The organism is Cetobacterium sp. ZOR0034 (assembly GCF_000799075.1).
Taxonomy (GTDB): Bacteria; Fusobacteriota; Fusobacteriia; order Fusobacteriales; family Fusobacteriaceae; genus Cetobacterium_A.
In genome coordinates this window covers 1-23,032 of sequence record NZ_JTLI01000052.1, presented here as the reverse complement: position 1 = coordinate 23,032, position 23,032 = coordinate 1, and the positions used below count along the sequence as shown (strand labels likewise).

Sequence of the window (23,032 nt, the reverse complement as noted above, 5' to 3'; positions counted from 1 at the left end):
GGACAGAAATTTTTAAATTTCTCATTAATTTCTCCTTCGGTGAAATATCTATCATCATGAGTATGACTCGCTGGAGTAAAACTACTAGGTTTATTTTGAATAATACTCCAATCTACCAACTCCCAAGCTGATGTTCCGTCAGAAAGCCATTTTAAATATCTATTTGCTGACCCTCCTGTTGGAATATGTTTATTTCCTGAAGAGGTTGGATGAGAATAGTTATTAGCTCCAGTTGCTATTCCATCCAATTTACTTTTATCTTCTTTAGATATATGTCCATCTTTAGATGAGGTTGCTTTCAACTCTACATGAGATGTTAACGTCGATTTTATTCCATCAATTAATTTTGTTAGGGTACTATTCAGATTAAACGCTCCCTTTGATGTAAATAATTTATCTGTATTATCCTCTAAAGAATCTGTTTTAACTTTATTAAAACCACTATTTTTTTCAAACTTATCTTCTTTTTTTGATATATCCCCTCTCAAAACTTCTTTCGCTGTATTAATTGCATCTGTAAAGTTCGTAGTTAAATTATTAAATAGATTTAATGCTCCCTTTGCACTAAACAATTTGTTACTTTCATTTTCTGTTAAATCAGTCTTATCTAAATTAAACCCTGTTTTTTTATTAATAATAGGTTCTTTAGATTTTATTTGAACATCTTGTTCTTTTGCATTTTCAACTAATTTTCTAATATTCTTATTTATTATTTCTACATCTGCTGTTGTATCGTAATCTGGATACTCAACATCTATAAATTCAACTCTTTCCTTATCTATTTTAAATCCCTTCCCTTCTTAATATTTGTTCCCAAGTAAATTGCTTATAATAACCCCATGTATTTTGTAGTAAGTTACCCCAAGTTCTATATCTAAATGTATATTCTACAGGTAAATGTGCTGGTTTCGCTTCTTCTATCGCTCCTTTTAGAGCATCTATATCTCTTGGAATTCCTACTATTGAAATAAATGTTATCTGAATACAAGCATTTGTGAACATAACTCCTACCTGTCCGTTTCTCCATGAATTGGCTATTGTTTGAAGCAGTTTCAAATCACACTTACCTGAAGTTTTCCATCTTCCTTTTAACTCTTCTCTTTTACCTTCTAAAGTATTACTCATAGTATTATATGCAAGTTGATCTTCTAAAATAGCTATACCTAAAGCTGACATACTATCAAACCAAAATTCCTTCTCTAATCCTTCAGCTTTTTTCTCGTAATTATCTAATCTCTCTCCAGCTACTCCCAATAAATTATTTATATAAGAATCACTTCTAAATACTTTATGTAAATTACTTATTATTTGGACTTTATGAGACACTTAAGTTCACACTCCCTAATACTGCCACTTCTTTTTCTTCTATTTTTATATTTTCTTGATTACCATTTATAGTAAAAGTTGTCCACTCTTGAACTCCATCAATATTTAATATCCAACTTGATAAAAGTGCATAGGATACACTATTCTTTTTAAATGCAATGCTTTTCAAATATCTCTTTAATTCATCTTCAATTAAAGGTTTTATCGAATCTAGTTCATACCCCTTTTCTAAAACTAATTCACAATCTATATTGATAGTTTTAGCTATCGCTGTACTAACTGTACAATAAGCTCCTATTGGAGCTGCTCCAGAACCTGTTCCCCAAGTGCTATTATTCGCACCTTTTGGGTCTATATATTCTTGTACTCTATTTATTAGCTCTTGATTTGCTATTACTTTATTATCATCTATTATTACTATTTGAACAGTATTGTTCCCATTCCATAAAGGAAACACTCTTACATCTCCAACACCTACAACTTCTCTTCCCCATTGCATATAATGATAAACATTCCCACTCGTTGCAGGCTTTTGAATTTCAATTAAGTATCTTTCTCTTAATGAATCATCAGTTTCTTCATCATACCCATCTATTAGTTGAGCTTTATTTGTAACTTTTGAAATTCCTTGAATTGTTACTGGAATAAAAACAATTGAATTAGCTCCAACATTTCCAGTACTTCCTGGTTCAATCGCTTCTATATTGACAGCCCCTACTTTATTTATAACTACCTCTTCAATTGCTTTATACCTATTTCCTGATCCTGTTTCAAATACATCTCCAATTTTAATAATCCCTGTTCCTTCAACTGTCAAAACTCCTTTAGCTGGATTTGCACTTTTTCTATGAAGGCCTTTTCTTTGTTCAACAAATTTGGTAAGTTCATTTCCAGTTAAATTATAAATATCTAACTTTTTATAATACTCTTCTAATTTCTTTTCAAATTTATGTGACTCTATAGCGTATGTTCTTATCATATCTCTTGTAAAAGTTCCAATATCTTTTACATAATCATCCGATATATTATTTAACATCTCTTCTTCTATTTCATCTATTGTAGGAACTTTGTATTCTATCACTCTATACTCACCTCACTTGTTAAAGTTTCACCACTTTTTAACTTCACTGTAACTTCTATATTTAAGCTATTAAATTCAACTCTTGAAGCTATATCTATCACTTCTTGAATTTCTTTTTTATTCATAATTTTCTCTTTAATTTCACGCTCTAACTCCATTACTCCAAATGGTGTATTAAATATATTATGACCTCTTAAATTATATAAATCAGTCATACCAAACTCTGTGTTTTCATACACTTTATATTTATCTACTTGAGTTAATATCAAAAGTTGAATCCATTGACGAACTTGCTCAACTTCAGTTGCTTCTTTTGTTTTTCCATCAACGATAACAACCTTTTTAGCTTTAAAATCAAATAAGATCTCTTTCCTTCCATTTTTCTGACTCTCTTCTTTAACATCTAAAACTTCATTAAATATAGGAAAAATACTCATTCTTTCACCTTCCTATACTTGGAATCAATAAACCACTTCTGTCCTTTTTCTGTTGGAACTACCTTTACATAATCCCCAACTATAAGTGTATCCGTATTTATAATTGTTCCTACAGCCTTATACTTTCCTTTTCCCTCTATTGTTCCATGATTATGCTTATGAGGACCTGGTCCTGCATCTACATTACTCGATGCCGTTTGTATCGTTATTTCTGTTATCTCTCCATCTATATCAAATTTTCTTATATAGTCATCATACAATCTATCATTCATATATAATTGATGTGGATACAGAATAACTTGTCCATCCCAAATACTTATTGTTGTCTCTGGAGGAGCTTTAATAACTTTTCCAATACAAGCTTCAAATTCAATCTCTTTATTTTCATTTGCTTTAAACATTTTAGCTAACATCAATTGATAATTCATCAATCCACCTCCAGCTCTAAACTACAAATGTGATTCCCTTTAGGAAATGTATGAGTACAACTTTTTATTAAAAACTCCTCTTTTATTGCAAACTCTTTAATCTCAACATCTAAAAGCCTTCCAGCTTTTAATTCATCATTTCCTAAAACACTCAAACTTGAAGTTGTTAAAACTCTATTCAATTCTTTTAATTTTGTATTTGCTATATTTCTAACTTTTGAAATATCATCTTTATCAGGATCAACTTCTATTATCTCTTGAAGCATTCCATATTTTTTTATACTTTCTTTATCTTCAGCCTTTGCATAAATACTTTCATCTTCTGAGTCATTAGAAACTACCAATACAATGTTTTTCATATCTGCCATACTCTCTGTTAAAGTTGGCATTCCAAAAATATTTTTAGTCACTTGAACTTTTATCTTTTTATATGAAACCAAACTAAATGTTGTATCTTCAATCTCTAAAAGGTATCTTTTACCTGTCTCTTCATTTACAATTTTTAGAATATCATCTATTATTTCTGCTACAGTATTATTTTTATATATTTTATCAATCGAAGTAGCTATACTTATTATACTTCCTACTTTCGCTCCTATGCTTTTCAATAAATTTTCTATACAAGCTGATGCATTCAAATTATTAAACTGCTTTATAATCTTATTTTTATTTAAGTAAAAATAAAAATCAAAACATTTTATTTCTTTTGAAAATTTAAGAGTATCTATATCTATAATTACTCCTGTAAATAAAGTTTTTTCATTTTGAAATTTAATAATATCTCCTGTTTTTATTGTTTCAGTTAGAGCATAACTTAAATCTTTAAAGCTTCTAGGCATATTAAATTCAAAAGATGCTCCTAATGTATCTATGCTGGTAGTAAAACTTATACCACCAGCCATATTTGTTATATCTGTAACTTTTTCTCCTTGAATCAATTTTAATTTATGCACCACTTCCTCCAATCTTATTAGGGTCTATATATTCTTGAATAGAAATACTATATTTTATGTCTCCATTGTGCTTTTTACTGTATTTAAAATCTGTGATTATGCATTCCATATTTTCTCTTATCGATAAGCTGACTATAACTATCCTTAATTTTTTATTTCTGTTTCTTTCAAAAAAATCTATGCACAATGGTGCTAAAGTTATATTTCCTAACCAACCATAAAATTTAGAAGGAAAAAAGCTATCTATTGTTAAAGTTTTTAGTCCTGTTTCTCCAATTAAAGTTAAAAGCTTTCCACTTGTGGTTTCAAAGACTTCAAAATCTAGTGGTGATTCAAATTCAACATCTGGAGGGACATATGGAAGTCTAAATATCTCTTTATTATTATCTACAGAAAAATATATTTCCATTCCCTTTAATATGTAATTAACTACATTAGAAATCATTTTTACCTCACCATATTTGACATATTAGGATTTGCTATTTTTATAACCGCCTCTGCAACCTTTTCTTTGAAATCATTGAATCCATAAACATCACCTTTTATAACTACATTTATTTTAGTTTCTGTTGAATTAGTTTTACCTGCATCTTTAGATTGACTATATTTTTTATCTTGACCAAAATTAGGTTCTGACTTTGACATCTCTTTTAATTCTGGAAAATTCATTCCTCCCACTCCACCAGGAATATCTAATTTCAAACTTTCAACAGCTTCTAACTTACTCTTAACATTCTTATTCTCTGATATAGAAATATCTGTATCTTTGTTTTTAGAACCAAATACCTTATTTATAATATTAAAAGCTTTCTCTCCTGCTTCTTTTAGTTTGTCAAAATGTTGAATCAATGCTAATAATGGAGCTATTGGACCTCCTAGTAAAAATGCAAAATCACCTATACCATCTAGTATTATTTTTATCCAACTATAAAAATTTTGAAAACTCGATATTATAAAACTTATCCATTCTACCAATGTTTGACCTGCTGTTTTCACAAATTTAATTGCATTTTTAACTTCATCTAAAGATAAAAAAGTTTCTTTCAATCCAGTGATCCACTTTAAAAAAGTCTCATAACTATCTAACACCCCTTTTTTTAATTCACTTAATATTCCAGGTATTGATAGTACTATTTTTTTCAATTTATCAAAGTGCTGAATTAAAACTAAAACAATTGTTATTACCCAACCTATCGGTCCAACCAATATAGCAAACGCAAAACTTAAAGGGACTAAATAATCTGAAGTTTTTTTTATCCAACTAAATATACCTTTAAACATATTTATAACTGCATCTAAATGGTTCCAAAGTAAATAACAAATCGCAACTAATCCAGCTATTGCTAACGTTATTAATCCTATTGGAGATAAAGCTATTGTTCCATTTAACACTCCTAAAACAACAGATAAGGTTGTTAACGCCACTTTTAATATTGCTATTGCTTTTGTAACTAAATACAAAGTTGAGATAAAAACTAAAACTGTTTCAATTATTGCTCTATATTTTTTTATAAAATTAAATAATTCTGAAAAAAATACAATCATATTTTCGACCGCTTTTGTTACTCTTTCAGCTATTTTATCTATTGTTCCATCCGCTTGCCATTTATTTAAAACTCCTACAACTCTTTCAACTTGCTCTTTTAACTTCATATAAAGGCTACCTTGCTTAATTGTTCCCTCTTCAGTCATTCCTACTACTTTAGCTAAAGAGGATTTTGTAACTCCTGTTACTGTTGACCATAGTCCTTTTAAAGTTTTAGCTTGTTTCTCGGCTCCTCCAGCAAACTTTTTTTGCATTTCAGACTGTAAAATATCCTGAAGTTTTGCCTCATCTTTTACTTGCCCTCTTTTATTAAAAACAATATTTTTTCCATACTTTAAAGCTGCTGCTTCTATCAACTGCTCCTTTTTTATTCCAAATTCTTTTAATCTTTCAAACTCACCCATAACACCATCTGCCATAGCTTCAGTTGCTTGATCAATTGATTTATTGGTTGCTCCAGCCATATCTGCTACATCTTTCAACCATCTTTTAGAAGAGATTCCATAAGCTTCCATCTTAGCTGTAGACTCTACAACTTCTCCTGTTTCAAAAGGAGTACTGTTTGCAAACTTTATTGCATTCGACATTAACTCTCCTGCTTTTTGTGTAGATTTCGTTGCTGTTTCAAGTTGCATTTTATAACCTTCCATGTTCATGGCCTCTCCAAACCCTTCTTTAACAGCAAATCCACCTACTAAAGTTGCCACTGCTCCTGTTGCTTGTATTGCTCTTTTTACAATTTTATCTCCTGTTTCAACAAAAGCTTTTCCCCACTCTAAAATCTTTTTCTTTCCCTCTTCTGCTCTTTTACTAATTTCAGCAAATGATTTTCCATATTCTCTCATTTTAGCTCGAGCTGTATTTAGTGGACCATTATTTTGAGTAATTACCTTTTCGTAATCTACTATAACTTTTCTTGCAGTTTCAACAGCTTTGGTATTTGACTCTTGTGCTTTCTCTAAACTATGAAGCTGACTTTTAGCTACTTCCAATCTTTTATTATAGCTTTGTATCTGTTCCTCTGTTACTTTTGAGCTTTTAGTATATTTCTCAACTTCTGATTTAGCTTTCTCTATCTCTTTAGAAATTTGAGAATATTCTTTTTCTAACTTTTTTAAAGTTGATTTATTCCCAGTTTTATTTGCTTCCTCTAAAGCTTTGTTTGTTGCTTCTTGTGCTGACTGAAGCTGTTTCAATTTTAATTTTGTATTTTCTAAGCCTTTTCCATACTCTTGCGCTTTATCTTTTGCTCCTGCAATAGATTTTTCATATTTTTCTGTTTCTGATTTTAACTTTTCTATTTGTTTAGAATTACTAGAATACTCTTTAGATAAATTTGCTATTCTTGCTTTTGCTGAATCTATATGTTGATTTGCGTTAGCTATTGTTCCTTCATACTTTTTAACTAGTTCTTTAGCTCCTTCTAAGTGGCTATTTGCTAGTTCTGTTGCTTTTGAAACAGCTTTTAACGGTCCTGAGATACTATCTCTTAAAGTTAGTATGGTATTAATAACTCTATCCCCTATTTTTCTCACCTCCTAAAGCATTTAAAAAGTCTTCCATTTTTTTATAATCATAGAAAACTTGTTCCTCATTCATTTTCTCCATACTTTGTTTAAAAAATACCTGTTCTTCATAATCAAGGTTTAATAAATAGTCTAACCTATGGCCTTTCTGTAGGTAGTAAGATATCCAAAATAACTCACCATACTCCTTACTACCTCCTATTAGTTTTTTATTGTTTTATTTACCTTTTCTTGAATCTTAATTCCATCAAATACATTACTCAATTTTTGTGCTAAACTATTAACTCCATTAACCCCCAATATTTGCGTAGGTATCTCATACGGTGAAATTGATTTAAATCTACTTCTTACTTCTTTGGCTTGCATAGTTGGACAACATAAGTAAACTAGTTTTTCAGAAGCTTTAACCAATAATTTCATATCAACTTTTGAATTTTCTTTTTCTATCTTCAATCTAGTTTTATTTTCTTTTACCTCTTCAATTTCGGAAGTTCCGAAATCCACTTCATCTTCTTCGTTCTCTTCAAACGTTTTTTCTTTTGTCATATCTATAGCTTTTATCATATCGTTTAAATAATCTAACAAGACACCTTCACGAGGTCTTACAAATTCAACTAATCCAAACCCATCTACTTCAATATGTGTTATTTTTACTTTTTTACTTTCATTCTCTTCAACTTTATCTAAAAATTCTTGTAATGTTATAGGTTGTTTATTTTCCATATCCCTCTCCTTTAAAGAAAAGCTCCTACTAAATGAGGAGCCTTTTCTATTTTATTTTTCTTGTAACCATTCCATTGTTTCTGCTTGGCCACTAAGTTCTATCTCTGCAACTTTATTCTTTTCAAAATCTATTAGAACCTCTTCATCAAATGTTACTCCATCTAATTTTAATCTTTTCGTTATTTTTCCTGAAATATTCGTATTTGCTAAAATTAAAGATATATCTTCACTTTCATTAAAAGCATCTAAATTTTCTGAACCTAAAAATTTAAATGTTCCTGAGAATTCAATAGTTTCTCCAACTTTAACTCTTACCGTTCCATCACCTGTTGGAGCTGGAATCTCTTCATACTTATTCTTTCTTACAGCTTTAGATTTTGTTACTGTCACTACTTCCTCTCCATTAACCCAAAGCTTCCCTTTATTTCCATTAAAATAATCATTCTTTCTAGGATTTGCCACTTATTCTCCTCCCTACATGAATATATCGAAGAAGAAATCTTCCATAATTCCTGTTATCTTTATATTTCCTTTTAAAAATACTTTTGTTCCTACAGTCATTTTCATAGCATACGAATCATCCCAAGAGTTAACTGTTTCTTCTCCCCATTTTGAATAGTTAGCTAATCTTTGCTCTTCTATATCTATCATTGATTTATTATCAAAATTAGGATCTAATATTTTATCTTTAGCTAAAGATTTAAAGTATCCATTTATTGATGATATTAACAGCATTTGATTATCTAAAATATTTGGATATTTCCCTTTATAACTATTATTCCAAGCTTTATATATATCACAAAATATTAAATCCATTTTTTCTACTGTATTTATATGTGTCATTTCCTCTGTAACGCCCTCTCCAGTTGTTACAAGCGAATTTACCGCTCTAGCTATCCTCACTTCGCCCTCATCGTTAAATAGTACATGTTCTCCATTTGAAATAGCTTCTTCAAGGTCTTCTGGTTCTTTTACACTTTTAAACTTCAAGGGTTTAGCTATTCCTGACATCATCATAGATAAACCTGCATAGAATCCAAGTAAATACGATAATGCATATTCTCCACTTTTTATTCCTCTATCATCATTAAATTCAACTTCTTCATTAGTTTGATTAACAACATGCATAGAGTCAGCAGTAGTAACTTTATATGCCATAGCCTTATATCTTTTTTTATTATTTTTGTTCTCTCCTTTCACAAAAGTTACTAAATCATTTTGATTTTCACTAATTGATGTTTGTACTGTAATCCAAGAATTTCTTGGAATTATTCCTTTTATTTTATTTAATAAATCAGCAAAAGTTCCATCGGTTCCTAATTTAAAAACATAAAGAGCTAATGGAGCTCCCTCCAGTGCATCTTTTATAAAAAGAACATTCTCTGGATCAAACTTCTTTTGTTCATCACTTCCAAAATCACTTATTGTTGTGTATTTTTGCTTTTGGATTCCAGGTGTATCATCCTCTACTATTAAAACAGCATAACCTTTTTCTCCTCTAGCTATTGCTGAAACTCCCAATCCTTTAAACTCTATACTCAACTTTGGCAGTCCATTATTCGTTGCCATTAATCTCCTCCTTAAATTTCAAGTCTTCCATGTTCTCTTCATACTCTCTCTCATATTCTTCTGCTATAAATACATTAAATGTACAATGTAAAATCTTATCCACTTCAAATAACTTAACATTCTCAGCTTCAGTTATTAAATCATCAGCTATTTTAATACTTTTATTTCTTACGAATGCTTTTGTTAAAATATCTCTCATTTTTAATAACTCTTCTTGATTTTTCTTTTGATGCTCTGGAAAATATAAAACATCAAATTCAATCTCTATCTCTTGAAAATTATTTCCTAAATCGTTGATATCAGTATCTAGCATATCTATATAAAAACATGGCCTTTTAAATCCTTCCTCTATATCTGAGCTAATTGTATCTATATCTGGTGCATACTCTCTTAATTTTTCTACAATTGAAGCTTGAATATCAATAAACTCTGTCACTCTTCACCTACTTAAATCCATTATTTATTAAAAGATTATCTAAAAATTTTTCTGCATCACTCTCAAACTCATCCTCAAAATCTTTCTTTGCAGTTGTAAATACATGGTAACCTCTTTGAAATCCATGCTCTTTCCCTGTTCTATCTTTCTTTATATGTCCATACTCTATTAAATGAGCATGAGGAGCTGTGGAATACGTTCTACATGCATATGCTCCTTTATATTCATAAACTTTCCCTGATTTTATACCTTTTATATAATTTCCAGTTTTCTTTTTAACTCTACTCTTTGCAACAGAAATTGTTTTATTTTTTAATTTTACACCTTCTTTTTTTAAAAACTTTTTCGTTTCTTTTCCATCTTTAATTCCATTGGCCAACTTTAATAAATCTTTAGATAATTGATCTAAGCTCATACTATCACTCCGTTCGTAGCTTTGCCATTATATCCATAAAACTATTCTTCTTAAAATCTGGATAAATATATTCTATTTCATAAACTAGCCCTTTATATACAATATGATAATCTGATTTAATCTGAGTTTTTCTAATCCTTATTTTAAACCTTGTATTATTAGCTTCTGTTTCTCCCTCTCCATTTACTATATTTCCACTTTGAAACTTAATCTCAGCCCAAACTTTTTTTACAAGAATATCTTCATAAGTTTTTCCAAGTTTTCCATTTACATGTTCTTTTTTATAAATACCTATTCTATTTTTTAATCTACTGCTAAGATTGGACATTATAATCACCATATTTCAACTTTGTATATAAACAAGAAAGCATGTTATTTGGCTTAAACTCTAAATCTTGAGAACCTCTATTTTCATATCTATCAGTTATAATTATAAGTTGTGCCATTTCATATGTTTTACTTTCTCCACCAGAATCAAAAGTGACTCCAGTGGAATTTTCTATCTCCTCTTTACTAAACTCTATGCACATTTCAATAAAATTATCTTCATCTTCTTCATCTATTCTTAGGTACTCCTTAGCTCTAGCTTTATCAACCATATGAGCCTCCTATTTTTCATTTTCCTGATCTTTATTCTCAACACTTTCTTTAAAACTCATTGATGCTACTCCTGATATTGGTATTTCCCCATACACAACTGATGATGAATCAAATTTCTTAACATCCAATCTCATAATAGCTCTCATATCAATTCTATTTTTCTTGAAAGCATCTCCACCAACATCAGTAGATTTTAATTCAATAGTTTCTCTATCAAATAACACGATTGCATCTGTTAATGATCCAATTATTAAAGGAGCTTTTTTATCAGTTGTTCCTGCTGAAGCTAATATTCTATTTGATAGCACAATAATTTCTCTTCCATTTAATAATTTTTTAGTTGGAGCTTTCGGGTCCTTTTCTAATAAATAATTCCCTTGAGAATCTTTAAGTTTATTTAGATAGTTAAAACCATCTTGGTTAGTTACTACTTTAGCTATTGCTGAAATAGATGGGTCTAATTTTACATCCATAACATCTTTAACATCATCAATTGTTGAAATTAAAATTTTACTTAATGTATTTAAAACTGAAATTATTAAAGTGTTTTCTGTTGCTACAGCCTTTTTAGCTAACCATCTATTTAAATACCCTCTTAAATTTGCTGTTTGGTCTTGTAATAAAGTTCTTGGAATTGGTAAAATACCTCCATAGTTTTCTATTTTATATGTTACTGGTACAAATTTAGGTGCTGTAGTTTCTTTAATTCCATCCTCATCTGTTTCAGTAAACTTTTCAAGCGGTGTATGTTCTGCATCTTTTTCTAATACTCTCGATCCAGTTAAAGTTCTAACAGATTCAACTGTTACTAAATTTCTTAAAGGAGTAAATGTTCTTTTTAGTTCATTAATCTCAGTTTGCTGGTCTACTGGAATTAAACATCCTCCATCTTCACCTATTCCAGAACTTAAATTTCTAGCTTCCAGAATCTCTCTATCTTCATTTGAAGCTCTTCCTCTTAGAGAATTATAGAACGCTTCACCATATCTTGCTTCAGGTTCTACATCTTCACCATCTAAATTTCCTCTTGGTAGCTGTTGTCCACTTCTATTTTCAGGTTCTGTTTGTGGATTATCCAATTCTTTTTGTAAATTAATCTTAGCTTGAAGCTCTGATATCTTATTTGTAACTTCTTTTATTTCTGCTTCTGTCACTCCAACCTTCTCTATAATATTCTTTGCTTCAGCTTTTAAGTTAAACATCTCTTGTTGCATTTGTTGTAATTTTGTCATTACGACCTCCTATAAGTTTATTAATAAATTTAATTTTGCTTTTGCTAACTCTATTTCGAAACTTCCGAAATCCTTTTGAATATCTGTTTCCTTTTCATCTTTAGCTTTTATATTATTCATTAAAAGATTTTGAGGAATTTTATAGTTCTTACACAACTCTCCATCTAAAAAAGCTGCTATATCAACAGCTTCTGTTGAAGTAACATTAAAATAATCTTGAGCTGTAAAACCATCAAACCAAGTCTCTGCTTTCATAAGTTCTAAGAACTCATCAAATGTTTTTCCATCTTTAGCTTTTGTCATATATGCATTCGCTATTGTGGTATCAAACCTCTCGTACAAATCCGCTTGTTCTCTTAAATCGTCAGCATTACCTATTGCTAATCCCCAAGCTTTATGAATCATTAAATAGGCATTTTCAGGAACTATAATCTCATCTCCTGCCATTGCTATTACTGAAGCTATTGATGCAGCATACCCTTCTACAAAAACTCTTTTATGCCCTTTATGTCTTGCTAACATATTGTATATAGCAATTCCAGCAAAGACACTTCCACCAGGAGAATTGATATAAATATCTAAAGCATCACCTTCTCCAATTTCACTCAATAGATTATTTACATCGGATGGTATAACATCACTATTTGACCACCTACTTGATGCAATCTCTCCAAAAATAATTAATTCCGCTACATTTTCAGCTTTATTTTTAACTTCCAACTTTCCTTTGTCTAAATTCAATACTGGCATTTATTCACCCCCTCCTTTATTGTTATATTGACTTCCTATATTATTTAAATTTATTGTAGAGCCATTTCCTAACAAAGTATCTCCGCCATCTATATATGGAAGATTTAAGTCTTCTCTTACTTCATTTGGTGTCATAGCAAAATTAGTTAGATATTTACTATAAACTTCCGCTTGGGTTTTATTGTCCATTTTAAATAAAATTTTCTCATTAATTTCTAATCTAAATCCTTTTTTTATATCGCTCTCAGTCAAAATCTTATAACTTATCTCTTGTTCATACGCTTTAAATAATGGTTGCAAGCTATTTACATAGAAATCAACTTGCTGAGTTTCTGAATTTGAATAGCTAGACTTTGTGTAATCATTAATTATATTTGGCTTTATTCCAAATGCTGCTGCTAACTGTAATGCTGAAACTCTATTGTTTTCAAAAAACTGTGCATCTGCTAGTTTCATGTCTAACAGTTGTGCTTGGAATCCTGCTGGTACAGGAATAAACTTTCCTGATCCTTGTGTTGCTGAATACCTTTCAAGCTTTGCTGCAATTTTTTGCTCATTACTTTTATTCAACTCTCCTGGATAATGAACTAAAACTTTAGAGCCAAACATATTACTTTTATAAAGCTTATTTAAAAATCCAACCGAATTTTTCCCACTACTTATTTGAGTTTTTAAAATATCTCTTGTTGCAACTCCTGAAAGTCCATCAAAACTTACATGAGTTTTCAAATGGATAATCTCATTCATTTCAAAGCTATATCTTTTTCCTGTTCGGCTATCTGTCCAAATATACCAAATACTATTTAGCCTTCCAAAAACACCTTTATTATCTATCCAAATCTTAACTTGAGCACTTGGAAGCAACCAAAGATGCTTTGGAAATCCATTTCTATCAGCTTCTATATAGATATAAGCATTGCCATGATGGAGTTTATTAATTTCTACAGTTCCCCAAAATGTAGCAGCAGTCATATATGGATTAGGTCTTAAATTTAAAAGTCTATCAATATTAGAATCCAGAACTTTTTCTTTACCTTTTTTTATTGTTAAAGCTCTAAGTTCCCACGGCATTTTAGACATTGTTTCTGATAAATGTTTTAAACATATATAATAAATCGTTTCCGACAAATCACTGCTCCTATCAATGCTTTCAACATCTATTCCATAGCTATGAAAAAAATCTCCTACCTCTTCTAAAGATAGCCCTTCTTCTTTTTCATTTGATTTCTCTGACTTTACTATATTTTTTATTTTGTCTATTATTTTCATTACTCACCTCCACCATATAACTTTTCTAGAATTTCATCAGAAACTAATTCATTAACATCAAATTCAAACTCATGATACATTGCCAATTTATATCCACATAAAAGAGCATCAATTGGGTCAATCCTTCTAATAGAAGCATCCTTATCTATTTTTATAAGTCCATTATTTTGCCTTATAACCGTATTCCCCATTGCATAGTTTAAAAGTGGGTTTGGTAAATAGTAAACATTCTCTGAATAAACCTGTTCCCTAAAACCTGCTGTACTTTCATTTAAAGATTTATGCGATTGATAAACCTCTGTTACTTCATATCCTTGAATATCCAAATCCATCATTAGTTTTGAAGCATTAGCTGGATCAAAGCAAAGATGTCTTATCTCCCAATTGTTTTCTTCACAAATTTTTAATACATAATCCATTACATAGCTTTGGTCAACTATTGGACTGTTTGTTACACTTAAAAATCCCCTCTCCTCCCAGCTATCATAAGGAACTTTATCTATCAATTTTCTTTCCATTAACTTTTCTCTATTTGGAATAAAAGAATGACTAAATATTATATACTTTGCAATCCCTTCAACCATTATAGGTATTACAAAAGCTACACTTGTTAAGTCAATTTTTGCTGACATATCAAATCCCACATATACAGGTCTATTAGTTATATCAAACGGAAGAGTTTTTACTTCACATCTTTTCCATTTTTCCATATCCATATAACCTAAATCTTTAGCTTGAACCCAAATATTACAAATTTTAGTTTTAAATGAAATCATCTTTTCAGGAACACTTTTGGCTACTTCATAATCTGATGCTATTTTCTGTATACCTTCTTTATAGGTCGCTCTAAGTGGATTAGCTTTTTGCCATGTTTTTAAATCTCCTATATCATCATCTTTATCGGCTTCACAAATATCTACAAAATACTCATTGTTTTCTATGTCTATATTTGGATTTAGTAGCTCAGAGCAATATTTGTATTCTTCTGTATAACAAGGAACATTTAAATCTATTCCCGCTGTTGTTATTATCAATAATAAAGACTCTTTAGAGTTACTTCCTAATGCTAGGTCATAAAACTCTGTTGTTGCATGTTGATGATACTCATCAAGAACAAGTGCTGCTGGATTGGTTCCATCTCCTGTTTTTCCATCTTGTTTTGATAATGGTTTTAAAAATGAGGTCGTTTTTATATGAACTATTTTATCCCTTGTTAACTTAAACTTTGGTGCTAAAGAACTTCCTGTAAGCATATTTTGACATTCAGAAAATAAGAGTTTCGATTGCTCTCTTTTAGTTCCTGCACAAAATGTTTCTGCTATCTCTCCATTTCTTGTTGCCACTACAGATATTTCATAGAGCATACATCCCGCTTGCATCTGAGTTTTAGCATTCTTTCTTCCAACCTCTATAAAAGCTTTTTTATATCTCCTATATCCATCTTCTCTTTTCCAAGCATATATTTGACAAACTATAAACTTTTGCCAATCAGTTAATACTATTGGAGTTCCTGCTAAAACCCCTTTTGAATGTCTAAGGTATGTAAACCACTTAACTATCCTTACAGCCTCCTCTTCATCCCAGTAAAACTTTTTCTCTTCAACATCTTTTAAAAATCTTTTACAAGCCCATATGTGTTTTTCACCACTTGGTATTATTCCTTCAATACATCCGTTGGAGTACCTTATCAGCTCCTCTTTAATATTCATTAAACATCTCCAAACTCATCACCTAATGTTTTATCTATTCTAGCTACTATTCCAGAACCAGCTTTTAATCTTGATTCCATTGTTAATCCCAATAAAGAACCATACTTTTTCATCTCATCTGAATATTTAAGTTCTAAGCTTACAAGTGGATTTACATCTTCTACAATCATTACATCAGTCTTTAGATTAGTTACAATTGAAACATATCTAGCAAAGGCATTACAGTAACCCCCTAAGCTGTTATAATCTAAATTACTAATCATAGATTTTTTATTAAATTGCTCTACAAGTCTAATCCATTCATTAATTGCAATTTGATTTACTAGCCAATCTGGAGGATGTTCCAGTTGCTCATTTCCAACAAATACAGATTCTTGTTCTAGCTGTTTTCTTTTTATCTCTTCCTGAGTTAAATGTTTTGTTTGTGCTTCAAGTGACTTTCTAATTTTTGACACCTCCAGTTTTTATTTTCTTAATTTTTTCTCAAAGGGAAATTTGCGAAAAGAAAGGAGAGGATGCGGTATCGGCTCGCTTCTCAAAAACTTTTTCATATACCCCCGCCTCCATACTCAACTTCCCATATTTTTATAAACTCTTTTATCTCTTTAATTGTTTCAACTTGATCTGTTTCATATAACTTATGTATCTCTCTATGAGCTTCATCACTTAAATAAACAAGATTTGTAAGCACTAACCCTTTTGATTTATCCTCTGATAATGGAACTATGTGATGAACTAAACTTCCTTTTCTAACTCTTTTATGTTTATATAAACTCCAAAGACACAATTCACTAAACTTATTCCTACAGCTTTCTCTTAATCTCTTCCATTCTTTACTGTTATAAAAGTCTTGATTCTCTCTTTGACATCTATCATATATCCTATTTGATTCAGCTCTCATCTTCTTAGTACAACCATTTGGACACTCTTTTAAACTATATGAATATACCTTTTTACATCTAGGACATATCCTATTCATCTATAACAACTCCATAAGCTTTCGCTTTTCTTTCTTTTGTTTTTAACTCTATCTTTTTTAATTTTAAATCTATTGAATCAGAGTCTAGCTTTATCTCTCTTTCTTTTTCATCAGCTAATATCTCATCTTTATAAGCTTCATATCTTGCTAACTTAATCTTATAATCAAGTTCTTCCTCTGGATTCATTATTGAATATAACTCTTTAGCAAATTGATAACCGTCTCTATGAGTTGCTATCCTAGTTCTTAAAGCATCTTCTCTGCCTTTATTTGTTGGTCTTTCCTTTTTTCTCTCTAACTCAATTAAATAAGCTAAGGTTGATTTATGAAGATTCTTATAATGACCTTTTATCTCCTCTTTCTCTTCTAAATGTTGCTCTATATCATTTTGTACCTCTTGTAAGTAAAGTAATGTTGAATTAATTCCCTTCTGCCATTTCTCTTTACTGGACAAGTTTCTCAATGTGCCATAAGACAGTCTAAACTCATAAGCTAACTCTTTTAAATCTTCTCCTGCTTCAAATCTTTTTCTTATCTCTTTCTTAATTGCATTAGAAACTTTATTTATCACTATGACACACCTCCTATTCAAAGAATAAATTAAGTAATAAAAATGTCATTTATAACGGCTATTAGTTAATAAGGAAAAACCGCTCTGATTTCTCTGAGTAATATCATTCATAACCTATCTATTTATAAAGTGTTTCAGCCTATTTTTAAGCCTTGAAAGTTTAACCACTATTTGAAATTAGTGGTTAAAAATAAATTCCATCAAATAATTTAATTTTTCTAAATTATTACGATTGGAATAGTTCTTCAATATTGTTTTTGTCTCTCTAGTTTTATGTGCTTTGTCATGTTTATCAACAAGCTCTATTAAAAGAGTGTAATCAAATATCCAGCACGATTCTTCTAAATATCTATAGACTCCTCTTTTCTCTTTTTTACCCAACTCTTTTCCAAATCTATTAGCTTTTTTAAAAGCTAGGAACTCTTTTTCTAAATTAGTCTTTATAACATTTTCTAAATGTCTTATTCCCTCTTCTAAGAGCTTCTTCTTGGTGTTCTCTATAAAGATTCCATCTATAAGTTCAAAGCTGTTTAAAATAGAATTTAGACTATTATCCTTTTCATTCTTATTTGCATAATATGAAAAAGTTCTATTTAAAAACTTCCACTCTAATCTTGTTATATCTAATTCTAAATCTAGCTTTTTAGATTCTTCTGTTTTGTCATAAACAGTAACCAAAGTAGAGCCGTAATTTCCTAGAAGAGTTTCATCTTGAAACATCAATCTATAGCTTTTATTTCTAGTGCATCTACTTATCTTTTTAAAGTGTGGCACTGATATGAATAACAGTTTAAAAGCCTCTTCAACTTCTAAAAAAGGTTTGTTAAAGTTCAAATTTATCTCAACATCTTTAATTTTTGCTTCAGCTAAATTTATCTCTATGCCTTTCTCTGAAAGTTCTTTAATTAGTATTAAAAGAGCTGATTTCAGCTCTATCTCCCTTGAGTTATAAATATTATGGCCATTTAAAATTTTATTTGGATTAAATCTCAAATTTTTAAAATGTGTTTCCTTCCCACTGCTATATAACCTTGTGGTACTATCTAAAGTGTAACTTGGCTCATCTAAACAAAATTTTTCTTGGTAATACTCCTCTGTTACTTGTTCTGTTATATAAAGATTGCTGTTATAACTAATTTCAAAGTTATATAGTGTTAACCAATCTATACCTATTCTAAATATCTTACTGGCATCTAAATTCACATTTATATACCTCCATTCTGCCAACCCCTTTCCCGAACCTTCCTGTAGTTTACACATTGGTTCATCCATATTTTGTTACTAACTAAAATGCACCAACTACTTGATACACTTTAATCAGCAACCTATTTTTTATAGGTTACTAATAATTTCAGGATAAGAAATCTCTTTTCCATCTCTTATTAAAATCACATCTTCTTTTCCTAAGTTTATATATCTTTTTACTATTACATCTACATATCTTGGGTCTAACTCCAATGATCTATTTTTTCTTTCTAACTGGTCACAAGCCATCATAGTTGAACCTGAACCTCCAAATAAATCTAAAACTACATCTCCTCTTTTAGAACTATTCATAATTGCTCTTCCTGGAACTTCTACTGGTTTAGTTGTAGGATGAAGCTCTGATTTCTTCGGTCTTGGAATGTCCCAAACATCACATTGTTTTCTATCTTCTAATGGATGAAGTCTTGGTGCTCCTTCTAGCCATCCATACCAGATAGGTTCATATTTTGTATGATAATCTTTCCTTGAGAGAACTAAAGAATCTTTATTCCAGATAATTGTTGATGACCAATGATAATTGTTCTGAGCTAAAGTCAACATCATATTTCCCCACTCTTGGCCAGACATAACAACATAAGTTGGACAACCTTTCTTTGAGAACTCAGCCATTCTTGAAAATATATCAAACATAAACTTCTTGAAATCCTCTGTTCCCATGAAATCATTTAATATTGTTCTTGGTTTATATCCTTGAGGATTATCCTCTTTTACTCCTCCATAATTTACATTCCAAGGTGGGTCTGTAAATACTAAATCAGCTTTATCTGTTAACATTACCTTTGTTACATCTTCAACTTTTGTACTATCTCCACAAAGTAATCTATGACTACCTAGCATATATAAGTCTCCAAGTTTACTGTATGGTTCTTTTTCTAAATCTACTTCTGGTGGTTCATCTTCTTTAAACTCATCAATTTCAACTTCTAAACTTCCAATATTTAAATCTTTTAGTTCTTCTATTTCAAAACCAGTTAAAGATAAGTCTTTTTCATTAATTTCTATCTCTTTTAACTCTAGTTTTAACTTTTCTAAGTTAAAGCCAGTATTCATTGTTAATTTATTGTGAGCTATTATATATTGTTTTTTCTGTATCTCACTTAAATGATCTAATCTTATTACCTCTACTTCTTCAACTCCCAATTGCTGTAATGCAATATATCTTCCATGACCTTCTATAATCACATTGTTTTCATCTACTGCTATTGGGTCATTAAAACCAAATTCTTTTATACTCCCTTTTATTTGGTTTATCTGTTCTTGAGGATGCTCTTTAGCATTATTTATATATGGTGTTATTTCACTTAGTTTTAATTTTTCTATTTTCATATGACCTCTCAAAGCTCATTTTTATCTACATACTCTAATATCTCAATTATTGCATTTGAAACTTTTTCAATAGATTTCTCTAGATAATCTTTATTCTTAATATTATCTAAAAAGAATGGTTCTATTAGTATCGCTACTGGTTTAGTTTTATTAAGAATTGAACCTCCTCTATCTTCTGGTTTAGTTGGTTTTATTCCTCTATCTGATAGTCCCAAATGCTTAGTTAAAATATCTTGAGCTACTGAAGCTAACTTCCTTCCTTTTGATGATGTATGAGCATATAGAACCTCTGTTCCTTGTGCTTTTCTATCATAAGCATTGAAGTGACAACTTATTAAAATATCTCCATTTAAGGAATTAACTTCATTAACTAAATTTCCAAAATCATTTCTAGCCTTAATAATTAAATCAATTCCAACTAATCTCTCTTTTTTAAAAACTTCCGTTACCAAATAACTTGTCATATCAAATTCTGTTATTAATTTTCCATCTATATTTGTGTTGCATCCAGGACTTATAAAGTTATGTCCTGCTAATAAAATAACTCTTTTAGTTCCTACCATTACTCCATCTCCTTGCTTCTGCATCAGCCTTACCAAATTGAATCATCAACTCTGACTTAGTATCTAAATCAATGTCTAAAGACTCAATCATCTCCATTAATTTTTCCATTTCTTCCATAAAAACTCCTGAGTAACAAAAAAAGACAGCACTTACCTAATCAAAAATTGATTAGATAAGTAACTGTCTCCGACCTTGTTAACTTATTCTAATTGATATGCAGTATAGCACAAAAATGTTTCTCCTCATTTGAAACTGGCATCCGCCCTTTGTTTCTTATTTGGTATCTTTGTCACCAACTTTTATTTGAGAATAGAATACACTATTCTTTTAAATTTTTCAACTATATTTTTTAAATTTTTATAATTATTTTTTCAGTAGGGGTAATTTCAGTAAATATTCTTCCATTGTTTCCCTTTTCTATTTTTACTACTACAGAGCTATTACTACTAAGAGTTTCTCCTATTTTATTTAGTAATTTTTCTAAATCATCATTAAATTTTTTCATGTTACCCCCATTTATTAAACACAAGGTGTTTTACGGGGATTAGAATACACTAAAAAATAGAAAATTGCAAGTAGTTATTTTTTAAGTTATTATCTGAATTTAAATTTTCTCTTATTATCTGAATTTAAATTTTCTCTTATTATCTTTAATATTTTTTCAAATGATTTCTCGAGGTCATCGTTATTAACGACTATAGTAATACAATCATTATATAACATTAAAATTATTCTTTTCATATCATCTGTTTTTTGTACCTTAGTAGGCAGTTCTTGTGAAATTTGTAAAATTTTTTCTTTAAGCAATATATTTATATGCTCAACTTTTTTTAATGTATTTTTTAACTCCACCAATAAATTTTTTGGTAAAAATGGAGTGTTAGTATATTCTTCAAGTTTTTTTTCTTCTTCTTGAAAAATAGCGGAGATATAAAATAATTTTAATTTATACTCACACCAATTATTTAACTTAAGCTCTTCTTTGGATTTATGCTCATCAACAAATATGTTTAAATCATTTTCATCCATTAATGTTGAGTATCCAACCTCTTTAAAAAATTCATTTTTATCAAAATTTAGATTTGTTTCTTTCCATTCATTAAATTCAATATAGTCATTCATTAAATACATAAGATTTAAATAAATATTTTTTTCAAATCCTTTATATAATTTTTCAAAGTTTGTTGAATATCTATATACTTCCTGCATTTCCTTTATTTGAAACTTAAAAACTTCATTATCAAAAGGTAAAAACAAGGTTTTTCTTGCTCCCATATATGTAAAAAATCCTATTATACAAAAAGCAATATAATAAGATATTTCTGCGATTGATTTTATAAAATCAATTATTTCTATCTTTTGTTTTGAAGATTTGCTGTCTGTTGTTTTTTGATTAGTATTTTCTTTTTCTATTAACTCTTGTTTTTTTTGTACAGTTTCTACAAAATTAAATTTTTGTTTTTCTTCAACTATTTTCTCAATACTATCCAATTGTTCATTTAAAATACTATTTTCTTTTTCTATTAATTCCAAGCTTTTTTCAGATATCGCAAAAGTATTTTTTATTAAAATTATTATTAATATGGCTATTGCTTTTTTCATTCTAAGTCCTCTATCATTTTGTTTTCATCTACACTCTTAAAATATTTACTCTCAGCCCATCCTTCTAACATTTCTTCGCCTTCTTTGTAACAAATTTTTATTTTTTCTTTATTTTTATCAACTTTTAATACAACCATTTTACCATCTATAGTATCTTTTTTTACCTTTCCATTTAAAGATTTATATACTTCTATTTTTTCTTTTACTCCACATTTATAATTACTTTCTTTTCGAGTTTTATATTTTTTAAAATCGATTTTTTTCCCTATAAACAATTCTTTTCTTTTTTCTATAAATGAATAGATTAATAAATATAATTGAATGATTATCAATTTATAAGATTCAAATATTATTTCTGATTCTTTATTTTTTTTTCTGTTAATAATTTTTTTCTCATATTCAGCTGCTTCATTTGTTAAAGGGATGAATTTTTCTTTAACTATTTCTTTTTCTATCTCGACTGTTGACTGTAAGTCAACTATTTTTAATTTAAGCTTATTTATTTCTTTTAACTCTTTTGTTAAGAGCTTTAAATTTGAATTCACCAATTGATTATTAAAAGATTTTAATTCTGAATTTAAAAAACCACCTGTTAAATCATTACTTCTTAATATATCACTTATCATTGGATTCGTTTTTAAACCTAATATTTGTCCTGTTAGTGAGTTTAATTCTGAACTCAGATAACCACTTGTTAAATCATTATTTCTTAATATATCACTTA

The 23,032-nt window shown here is 29.4% G+C and carries 28 protein-coding genes and 1 pseudogene; all 29 read right to left on the bottom strand.

Annotated elements, in window-relative coordinates:
• Positions 1–572 (bottom strand): annotated as a pseudogene (locus L992_RS10030) (hypothetical protein); the annotation flags it as partial.
• 211 nt (positions 573–783) lie between these two features.
• The gene (locus tag L992_RS10025; protein ID WP_047396026.1) at positions 784–1,326 is read right to left on the bottom strand and encodes a putative phage tail protein; all 543 of its coding nucleotides are present in this window, start codon (positions 1,324–1,326) and stop codon (positions 784–786) included.
• On the bottom strand, positions 1,316–2,407 hold the full coding sequence (locus L992_RS10020) for a baseplate J/gp47 family protein (RefSeq protein ID WP_047396023.1): 1,092 nt from the start codon (positions 2,405–2,407) through the stop codon (positions 1,316–1,318). The genes L992_RS10025 and L992_RS10020 overlap by 11 nt, the downstream gene beginning before the upstream one ends.
• The gene (locus L992_RS10015; protein ID WP_047396020.1) at positions 2,404–2,844 is read right to left on the bottom strand and encodes a DUF2634 domain-containing protein; all 441 of its coding nucleotides are present in this window, start codon (positions 2,842–2,844) and stop codon (positions 2,404–2,406) included. Before L992_RS10015 ends, L992_RS10020 begins: the two co-directional genes overlap by 4 nt.
• Positions 2,841–3,272, bottom strand: a complete 432-nt coding sequence (locus L992_RS10010; RefSeq protein ID WP_047396017.1) for a DUF2577 family protein — start codon at positions 3,270–3,272, stop codon at positions 2,841–2,843. Before L992_RS10010 ends, L992_RS10015 begins: the two co-directional genes overlap by 4 nt.
• Positions 3,272–4,225, bottom strand: coding sequence for a hypothetical protein (locus L992_RS10005; RefSeq protein ID WP_047396016.1), 954 nt, complete (start codon positions 4,223–4,225; stop codon positions 3,272–3,274). Before L992_RS10005 ends, L992_RS10010 begins: the two co-directional genes overlap by 1 nt.
• Complete coding sequence (locus tag L992_RS10000) at positions 4,218–4,670, bottom strand: hypothetical protein (RefSeq protein ID WP_052193969.1); 453 nt, start codon at positions 4,668–4,670, stop codon at positions 4,218–4,220. Before L992_RS10000 ends, L992_RS10005 begins: the two co-directional genes overlap by 8 nt.
• Before the next feature lie 2 nt (positions 4,671–4,672).
• Complete coding sequence (locus L992_RS09995) at positions 4,673–7,306, bottom strand: hypothetical protein (RefSeq protein WP_047396013.1); 2,634 nt, start codon at positions 7,304–7,306, stop codon at positions 4,673–4,675.
• 192 nt (positions 7,307–7,498) lie between these two features.
• A complete protein-coding gene (locus L992_RS09990) occupies positions 7,499–8,020 on the bottom strand; it encodes a hypothetical protein (protein WP_047380936.1) in 522 nt (173 codons plus the stop codon).
• A 51-nt stretch (positions 8,021–8,071) separates the two neighbouring features.
• Positions 8,072–8,482 (bottom strand): phage tail tube protein, encoded by a 411-nt coding sequence (locus L992_RS09985; RefSeq protein ID WP_047380937.1) that lies wholly within the window; start codon positions 8,480–8,482, stop codon positions 8,072–8,074.
• Between the two features lie 12 nt (positions 8,483–8,494).
• Entirely contained in the window at positions 8,495–9,589 is a 1,095-nt protein-coding gene (locus L992_RS09980) for a phage tail sheath C-terminal domain-containing protein (RefSeq protein WP_047396010.1), read from the bottom strand.
• Entirely contained in the window at positions 9,576–10,025 is a 450-nt protein-coding gene (locus L992_RS09975; protein WP_047396008.1) for a DUF6838 family protein, read from the bottom strand. The genes L992_RS09980 and L992_RS09975 overlap by 14 nt, the downstream gene beginning before the upstream one ends.
• Before the next feature lie 7 nt (positions 10,026–10,032).
• A complete protein-coding gene (locus tag L992_RS09970) occupies positions 10,033–10,440 on the bottom strand; it encodes an HK97 gp10 family phage protein (protein ID WP_047396005.1) in 408 nt (135 codons plus the stop codon).
• Between the two features lie 4 nt (positions 10,441–10,444).
• A complete protein-coding gene (locus L992_RS09965) occupies positions 10,445–10,768 on the bottom strand; it encodes a phage head closure protein (protein WP_047396003.1) in 324 nt (107 codons plus the stop codon).
• Entirely contained in the window at positions 10,755–11,039 is a 285-nt protein-coding gene (locus L992_RS09960) for a head-tail connector protein (RefSeq protein ID WP_047396000.1), read from the bottom strand. The genes L992_RS09965 and L992_RS09960 overlap by 14 nt, the downstream gene beginning before the upstream one ends.
• Positions 11,040–11,048: 9 nt before the next feature.
• Positions 11,049–12,272 (bottom strand): phage major capsid protein, encoded by a 1,224-nt coding sequence (locus L992_RS09955; protein WP_052193968.1) that lies wholly within the window; start codon positions 12,270–12,272, stop codon positions 11,049–11,051.
• A gap of 9 nt (positions 12,273–12,281) precedes the next feature.
• The gene (locus L992_RS09950) at positions 12,282–13,022 is read right to left on the bottom strand and encodes a head maturation protease, ClpP-related (RefSeq protein ID WP_047395996.1); all 741 of its coding nucleotides are present in this window, start codon (positions 13,020–13,022) and stop codon (positions 12,282–12,284) included.
• Positions 13,023–14,291 carry a phage portal protein gene (locus L992_RS09945; protein WP_047395993.1) on the bottom strand — a complete coding sequence of 423 codons (1,269 nt, stop codon included), beginning with the start codon at positions 14,289–14,291 and terminating at the stop codon, positions 13,023–13,025.
• Positions 14,291–16,000, bottom strand: a complete 1,710-nt coding sequence (locus tag L992_RS09940; protein ID WP_047395990.1) for a terminase large subunit — start codon at positions 15,998–16,000, stop codon at positions 14,291–14,293. Before L992_RS09940 ends, L992_RS09945 begins: the two co-directional genes overlap by 1 nt.
• Complete coding sequence (locus tag L992_RS09935) at positions 16,000–16,455, bottom strand: P27 family phage terminase small subunit (protein ID WP_047384533.1); 456 nt, start codon at positions 16,453–16,455, stop codon at positions 16,000–16,002. Before L992_RS09935 ends, L992_RS09940 begins: the two co-directional genes overlap by 1 nt.
• A 92-nt stretch (positions 16,456–16,547) precedes the next feature.
• Entirely contained in the window at positions 16,548–16,979 is a 432-nt protein-coding gene (locus L992_RS09930; RefSeq protein ID WP_047395987.1) for a hypothetical protein, read from the bottom strand.
• On the bottom strand, positions 16,972–17,550 hold the full coding sequence (locus tag L992_RS09925; RefSeq protein ID WP_047395985.1) for a hypothetical protein: 579 nt from the start codon (positions 17,548–17,550) through the stop codon (positions 16,972–16,974). The genes L992_RS09930 and L992_RS09925 overlap by 8 nt, the downstream gene beginning before the upstream one ends.
• A gap of 177 nt (positions 17,551–17,727) precedes the next feature.
• Entirely contained in the window at positions 17,728–18,810 is a 1,083-nt protein-coding gene (locus L992_RS09920) for a hypothetical protein (RefSeq protein WP_156110679.1), read from the bottom strand.
• 72 nt (positions 18,811–18,882) lie between these two features.
• Positions 18,883–20,142 (bottom strand): site-specific DNA-methyltransferase, encoded by a 1,260-nt coding sequence (locus L992_RS09915; protein WP_047395983.1) that lies wholly within the window; start codon positions 20,140–20,142, stop codon positions 18,883–18,885.
• A gap of 8 nt (positions 20,143–20,150) precedes the next feature.
• A complete protein-coding gene (locus tag L992_RS13165) occupies positions 20,151–20,705 on the bottom strand; it encodes an N-acetylmuramoyl-L-alanine amidase (RefSeq protein ID WP_052193967.1) in 555 nt (184 codons plus the stop codon).
• Entirely contained in the window at positions 20,692–20,823 is a 132-nt protein-coding gene (locus tag L992_RS13835) for a hypothetical protein (RefSeq protein ID WP_255360716.1), read from the bottom strand. The genes L992_RS13165 and L992_RS13835 overlap by 14 nt, the downstream gene beginning before the upstream one ends.
• Before the next feature lie 232 nt (positions 20,824–21,055).
• Complete coding sequence (locus L992_RS13555; RefSeq protein ID WP_156110678.1) at positions 21,056–21,211, bottom strand: hypothetical protein; 156 nt, start codon at positions 21,209–21,211, stop codon at positions 21,056–21,058.
• An 89-nt stretch (positions 21,212–21,300) separates the two neighbouring features.
• On the bottom strand, positions 21,301–22,308 hold the full coding sequence (locus L992_RS09905; protein ID WP_047395980.1) for a hypothetical protein: 1,008 nt from the start codon (positions 22,306–22,308) through the stop codon (positions 21,301–21,303).
• On the bottom strand, positions 22,305–23,032 hold a 728-nt coding region (locus L992_RS13675), incomplete at its 5' end, for a hypothetical protein (protein ID WP_047395977.1). The genes L992_RS09905 and L992_RS13675, both read right to left, overlap by 4 nt.